The sequence below is a fragment of the Herbaspirillum sp. B65 genome, from assembly GCF_000333555.1.
GTDB classification, from domain to species: domain Bacteria; phylum Pseudomonadota; class Gammaproteobacteria; order Burkholderiales; family Burkholderiaceae_D; genus Herbaspirillum; species Herbaspirillum rubrisubalbicans.
Window position 1 is genome coordinate 1 of sequence record NZ_BADI01000229.1, and the last position, 6073, is coordinate 6073.

4 protein-coding genes and 1 pseudogene are annotated in these 6073 nt (G+C 60.5%); 3 read left to right on the plus strand and 2 right to left on the minus strand.

Annotated elements, in window-relative coordinates:
* Nucleotides 1-71 precede the first annotated feature (71 nt).
* Nucleotides 72-689 (plus strand): ethanolamine ammonia-lyase subunit EutC, encoded by a 618-nt coding sequence (gene eutC / locus I5W_RS05880; RefSeq protein WP_374702119.1) that lies wholly within the window; start codon nucleotides 72-74, stop codon nucleotides 687-689.
* Between the two features lie 123 nt (nucleotides 690-812).
* Here the strand turns inward: eutC and I5W_RS05885 are convergent, their stop codons facing one another.
* Entirely contained in the window at nucleotides 813-3041 is a 2229-nt protein-coding gene (locus I5W_RS05885) for an NADP-dependent isocitrate dehydrogenase (protein ID WP_044528546.1), read from the minus strand.
* A gap of 312 nt (nucleotides 3042-3353) precedes the next feature.
* On the opposite strand from I5W_RS05885, the pseudogene I5W_RS29480 reads away from it, so the two are divergent.
* Nucleotides 3354-3446, plus strand: a pseudogene (locus I5W_RS29480) (type II toxin-antitoxin system MqsA family antitoxin); the annotation flags it as partial.
* 64 nt (nucleotides 3447-3510) lie between these two features.
* Here the strand turns inward: I5W_RS29480 and I5W_RS05890 are convergent.
* Complete coding sequence (locus I5W_RS05890) at nucleotides 3511-4797, minus strand: MFS transporter (RefSeq protein ID WP_017450560.1); 1287 nt, start codon at nucleotides 4795-4797, stop codon at nucleotides 3511-3513.
* A 441-nt stretch (nucleotides 4798-5238) separates the two neighbouring features.
* Here I5W_RS05890 and I5W_RS05895 point away from each other — a divergent pair, with 441 nt between their 5' ends.
* Nucleotides 5239-6015, plus strand: coding sequence for an Ig-like domain-containing protein (locus I5W_RS05895; RefSeq protein WP_044528547.1), 777 nt, complete (start codon nucleotides 5239-5241; stop codon nucleotides 6013-6015).
* Nucleotides 6016-6073 lie beyond the last annotated feature (58 nt).

Consider the following 6073-nt stretch of genomic DNA (forward strand, 5'->3'; position numbering starts at 1 on the left):
ATGCACAGGCACGCGATGCGGTGCATTTGCCGTGGAGGTGGAGGCGCTGAAGAATCATTGCAGCAGCATGGATCTGCCGCGCCGAGGATGTGCTGCAGGTACAGAGCGCGGCAGCGGACCGGCTGGTGTATCTGCAGCGACCGGACCTGGGGCGCAGATTGTCCGATGCCTCGCGCCAGCAATTGCTTGAGCGTTTCGGCAACGTGGGCGAACGTCGCTACGATGTCGGCTTCGTCATCGCCGATGGCTTGTCAGCCCTGGCCATCGTGCGTAATGCTGCGCCATTCCTGGCCGAGGTGATGCACAGGATCGCCCCTCAAGGCTGGTCGCTGGCGCCTCCGGTGATCGTGCAGCAGGGGCGGGTCGCGGTGGCCGATGAGATCGGTGAATTGCTGGGCGTCAAACTAGTGGTGATCCTGATCGGCGAGCGACCAGGCTTGAGTTCGCCCGATAGCATGGGCTTGTACCTGACCTGGATGCCTGCGCGTGGACTGACCGATGCCAGCCGCAACTGCATCTCCAATGTGCGACCGGAAGGCTTGCCCTATCCAGAGGCGGCCTACAAGCTGCATTACCTGATGGCGCAGGCGCACCAGCGCAGCCTGTCGGGCGTGGCCTTGAAGGATGAGACGGCCAGCGAGGGGCAGGAACTGGATGTGCGGCGCAATTTCCTATTGGGTGATCGCTAGCTAATTGGAGCTAGGCCGCACCCGGACAGTCCAAACAGAAAAGGCCGCGAACTTGTGTTCGCGGCCTTTTCTTTGCACTGCTGAGGAGGGCGAAGCATCCACCCTCCTGCAGGCGTCAACGCCTTACACCGATTCCAGCGCCTGGTTGAAGGTAGCGCTGGGGCGCATCACGGCGAAGGTCTTCTCGCGGTCCGGCAGATAGTAACCGCCGATATCCACTTGCTTGCCCTGCACCGAGTTCAGCTCTTCGACAATCTTCTGCTCATTGTCAGCCAGTGCCTTGGCCAGCGGGGCGAACTGCTTGGCCAGTTCGGCGTCGTCCTTCTGTGCGGCCAGTTCCTGGGCCCAGTACAGGGCCAGGTAGAAGTGGCTGCCGCGGTTGTCCAGTTCGCCGGTCTTGGGCGAGGGCGACTTGTTGTTGTCCAGCAGCTTGCCGGTGGCCGCGTCCAGGGTCTTGGCCAGGATCTTGGCCTTGTTGTTGCCGGTCTTGATGCCCACTTCTTCGATGGACACCGCCAGGGCCAGGAACTCGCCCAGCGAGTCCCAGCGCAGGTGGTTTTCACCGACCAGCTGTTGCACGTGCTTCGGAGCCGAACCGCCGGCGCCGGTTTCGAACATGCCGCCACCGGCCATCAGCGGGACGATCGACAGCATCTTGGCCGAGGTGCCCAGTTCCATGATGGGGAACAGGTCAGTCAGGTAGTCGCGCAGGATGTTGCCGGTCACCGAGATGGTGTCCAGGCCGCGGATGACGCGTTCCAGGGTGTAACGCATGGCACGTACTTGCGACATGATCTGGATGTCGGCACCAGTCAGGTCGTGATCCTTCAGGTAGGTGTTGACCTTCTTGATCAGTTCGGCTTCGTGCGGGCGGTACGGGTCCAGCCAGAACACGGCCGGCATCCCGGACAGGCGGGCACGGGTCACGGCCAGCTTGACCCAGTCACGGACCGCGGCGTCCTTGACCTGGCACATGCGCCAGATGTCGCCTTCTTCCACGTTCTGCTCCAGCAGCACCTGGCCATCCAGGGTGACGATGCGGGCCACGCCGGCTTGCGCGATTTCGAAGGTCTTGTCGTGCGAACCGTATTCCTCGGCCTTCTGGGCCATCAGGCCGACGTTGGGCACGGTGCCCATGGTGGTCGGGTCGAAGGCGCCGTTGGTCTTGCAGAAGTTGATCATCTCCTGGTAGATGCGGGCGAAGGTCGATTCCGGCAGCAGGGCCTTGGTGTCTTCGGTCTTGCCGGCCGCGTTCCACATCTTGCCGCCGGCGCGGATCATGGCCGGCATGGAAGCGTCGACGATCACATCGTTGGGGGCGTGCAGGTTGGTGATGCCCTTGGCGGAGTCCACCATGGCCAGGCGCGGACGCTTGGCTTCATCGGCCTTCAGGTCGGCCAGCACTTCGGCCTTCTTGTCTTCGGGCAGGGTGTTGATCTTTTCGTAGACGCCGGACATGCCGTTGTTCGGGTTCACGCCGATCTCGGCGAACAGCTTGGCGTGCTTGGTGAAGGTGTCCTTGTAGTAGGTACGCACGGCGTGGCCGAAGACGATCGGGTGCGACACCTTCATCATGGTGGCCTTGACGTGCACCGACAGCAGCAGGTCGGTCTCGAAGGCGTCTTGCATCTGTTCTTCGTAGTAGGCACACAGGGCCTTCTTGCTCATGAACATGCTGTCGATGATTTCACCGGCTTGCAGGGACAGCTTGGGCTTGAGAACGATGGTTTCACCCGACTTGGTGACCAGGTCCATCTTGACGTCGACCGCCTTGTCCAGGGTCAGGCTCTTTTCGCCGGCGTAGAAGTCGCCGCCGTGCATGTGCGCCACGTGGGTGCGCGAGGCCATGGACCACTTGGCCATCGAGTGCGGGTGCTTGCGGGCGTAATTCTTGACGGCGTTGGGGGCGCGGCGGTCCGAGTTGCCTTCGCGCAGGACCGGGTTCACGGCGCTACCGGTGATCTTGGCGTAACGCTTTTGCAGGGCCTTTTCTTCTTCGGTGCTCGGGTTTTCCGGGTAGTCGGGCAGCTTGTAGCCACGTGCCTGCAGTTCGCGGATGGCCGCCTGCAGTTGCAGGATGGAGGCGCTGATGTTGGGCAGCTTGATGATGTTGGCGTTGGGGTCCTGGGTCAGGGCACCCAGTGCGGCCAGGTTATCGGGGACTTTCTGCTCATCGGTAAGGAACTCCGGGAATTCAGCCAGGATACGCGCAGCCACAGAGATATCGCTTTCGACGACGTCGATGCCAGCCGGAGCGGTGAACTTCTTGACGATGGGCAAGAGCGAGTGGGTCGCCAGATAGGGTGCCTCGTCGGTCAGCGTATAGATGATGGTCGGGTTGCCAGTAGTCACGATGATGTCCTTGCGTTGGTGTGTTGATGTGCTTTGGTGCGATCCGCGCAGCGCCGGATGGGCTGTCCTGGCTCTGTCGGCCTGGACTGGGCGCCATCTCCTTGCGGCTTGCCACGCGGAAATTCGTCTCCCGGGGCGGCGTTCCCGGCGTATTGCTGCCAGGGAGCCACGGCAAAAAACAGCGGTAGTTTACTCCTAAGCGGGAGGAAATGCTTCAACTCTTATATAAGACTTGAAGAAATTTTTCTATTTGGCTTGATTCAGCCCGGACCGATTTGCTGCTTTACCGTGATCGATTAGTTTTTTTGGTTTAATGGCAAGACAAAGCCGCCAGTGGCCTTGGTCAAGCTGCTCAGGTTGTTGGATCGGCATCCTGACCTGTTGGAAGAAATTCGCACAGCGTAATATCGTCGATATGAAAAAAGGGCCGCATCAGCGGCCCGTTCAATAGCTATTGCGAAATCCTGCTTCAGGCCGTCACTGCCTGCCGTGCCGCCTTGTTGCGGTACAGGATCAGGGTGGCGATCAGGCCGCACACCGCGGCCGTGCTCATCCAGATGCCCGGGGCTGCCTTGTCGCCGGTGGCCTGGATCAGGCCGGTGGCGATGGCCGGGGTGAAGCCGCCGAAGACCGCGGTGGCCAGGCTGTAGGCCAGCGAGAAGCCAGCGGTGCGCACATCGGCCGGCATCACTTCGGTCAGCGCGACCACCATGGCGCCGTTGTAGCTGGCGTACAGGAAGGACAGCCACAGTTCGACCATCAGCATCTTGGCGAAGGTGGCGTCATGCACCAGCCAGTTCACGGCCGGGTAGGCGGTCAGGATGGTCAGCACGGTGAACACCACCAGGATCGGGCGACGGCCGATGCGGTCCGACAACGCGCCCATGATGGGCAGCCAAATGAAGTTGGACAGGCCCACGCACAGGGTCACGATCAGGCTGGCCTCGGTGGAGAGCTTCAGGACGTTCTTGCCGAAGGTCGGGGTGTAGACCGTGATCAGGTAGAACGACACGGTGGTCATCGACACCAGCATCATGCCGGCAATCACCAGCTTCCAGTTCTCGATCATGGAGCGGAAGATCTGACCAGTGCTGGGACGATGCTTGCGGCGCATGAATTCTTCGGTTTCTTGCAGCGAGCGGCGAATCACGAACAGCACCGGCACGATCATGCAACCGATGAAGAAGGGAATGCGCCAGCCCCAGTCACCGACCTGGGCCGGGGTCAGGGTGGTCGAGAGGGCATAGCCGATGGCCGCTGCCACGATGATGGCCACCTGTTGGCTGGCCGACTGCCAACTGACATAAAAGCCCTTGTTGCCAGGCGTGGCCATTTCGGCCAGGTAGACCGACACGCCACCCAGTTCCACACCGGCCGAGAAGCCTTGCAGCAGGCGGCCGATCAGCACCAGGACCGGAGCCAGTGCGCCGATGGTGGCGTAGGAGGGTACAAAGGCGATGAGCATGGTGCCCAGCGCCATCAGGGCCAGGGTCACGATCAGGCCCTGGCGGCGACCCACGCGGTCCACGTAGGCGCCCAGGATGATGGCACCCAGCGGACGCATCAGGAAGCCGGCGCCGAAGGTCATGAAGGTCAGCATCAGCGAGGCGAACTCGTTATCGCTGGGGAAGAAGGCCTTCGAGATGTGCGTCGCGTAGAAACCGAACAGGAAGAAATCGAACATTTCCATGAAGTTGCCGCTGGTAACGCGCAGCACGGTGGAAAACTTCGATTGCGAAGAAGTGGATGTCGTCATGATATGTGCCTCGTTATCTATTGGGCGGACCGTGTTGATTCCGGTCTTGCGCCTGTCTCGTACTGCCGGGCGGCAGCTTGTGTCAGGATCTTTTTTTGTGGGACAGCTATTGCGCCGCCGATTCTATGCCCGAAATCGTGCGGGCGCACCGTCTTGGGAGGCGATGGATGCAAATATCGGTTTTTTCGATGGCTGGATGAAAGCTTTCTCATCATGTTTGCTGCGTTGAGCTTCGTTCTCAACTATGTACGAGGGTTTCTCAGTTTTTATTCGAATTTGGTCGGCAAGCGCTGGCCTCACGTTGCCGAAGGTTGAAAGTCAGTAAATAATCACCGGTTTGCTGGAAGCAACAAAGTCCATCGAGATGGTTGGAGACCCTAGTCTTGGTGACAAAGTCAGCATCACATCACAGGTCCAATGATTAACCAGGGGAAATAGACGATGTTGCAGCGCCCAGCGGGTCCAAACAAGAACGAGGAGGTACCAGCCCTGCTGCGTACCTTGCTGGTGGTGGCGAAGATGATCGCCATGCCGCTGATGCTGGCCTGGTTGCCGCTGGCCTGGATCCTGCGGCAACTGTTGGGGAACCTGCAATGGCAGGCGCCCGCCTGGTGGTGCTGGATGCAACAGCGGTTCTACCACTTCGCCGTCATCATTACCCGACGCCCGTTGCGCTTCATGCTGCTGCTGATCTTGCTGGTCTCGCTGTCAGTGGCTGCAGTGCTGGGCTATCGATGGTGGCAGGCGCAGCCCCGTCCGGTCGAGGTGGAGGTGAGCATCGTGGCACCCGGTCGCACCGAGCTGGAGCAGGAAGATCCGCAAGCGCGCCTGCCCAAGCCCTTGCAGATCAGCTTCGATCATTCGGTGGCGCCATTGGCCGACAGCGGCAAGGATATCAGCCAGGGGATCACCATCAAGCCAGCCCTGGCCGGAACCTGGCATTGGCGTGACGACAAGACCCTCACTTTCACACCGACCGAGGACTGGCCGGTGGGCGCTTCTTACACCGTCAGTTGGGAGCGTTCCCTGGTCCGCCCGGAGATACGCTTGGCCACTTACCAGGCAAGCTTCCAGGCACCGGTTTTCAAGATCGATGCGGTTGGCGAACAGTTTTATCAGGATCCGGTGACGCCTTCCATCAAGCAAGCTGTCTTCAAGTTGCGCTTCAGCCACCCGGTCAATACGGCCGAACTTGAAAAGCGCATTCAATGCGACTGACTCAACAAGGAGGCGTGCTGGGCAGCAACCGGAAGAATGTCCGTTTTACCGTCAGCTA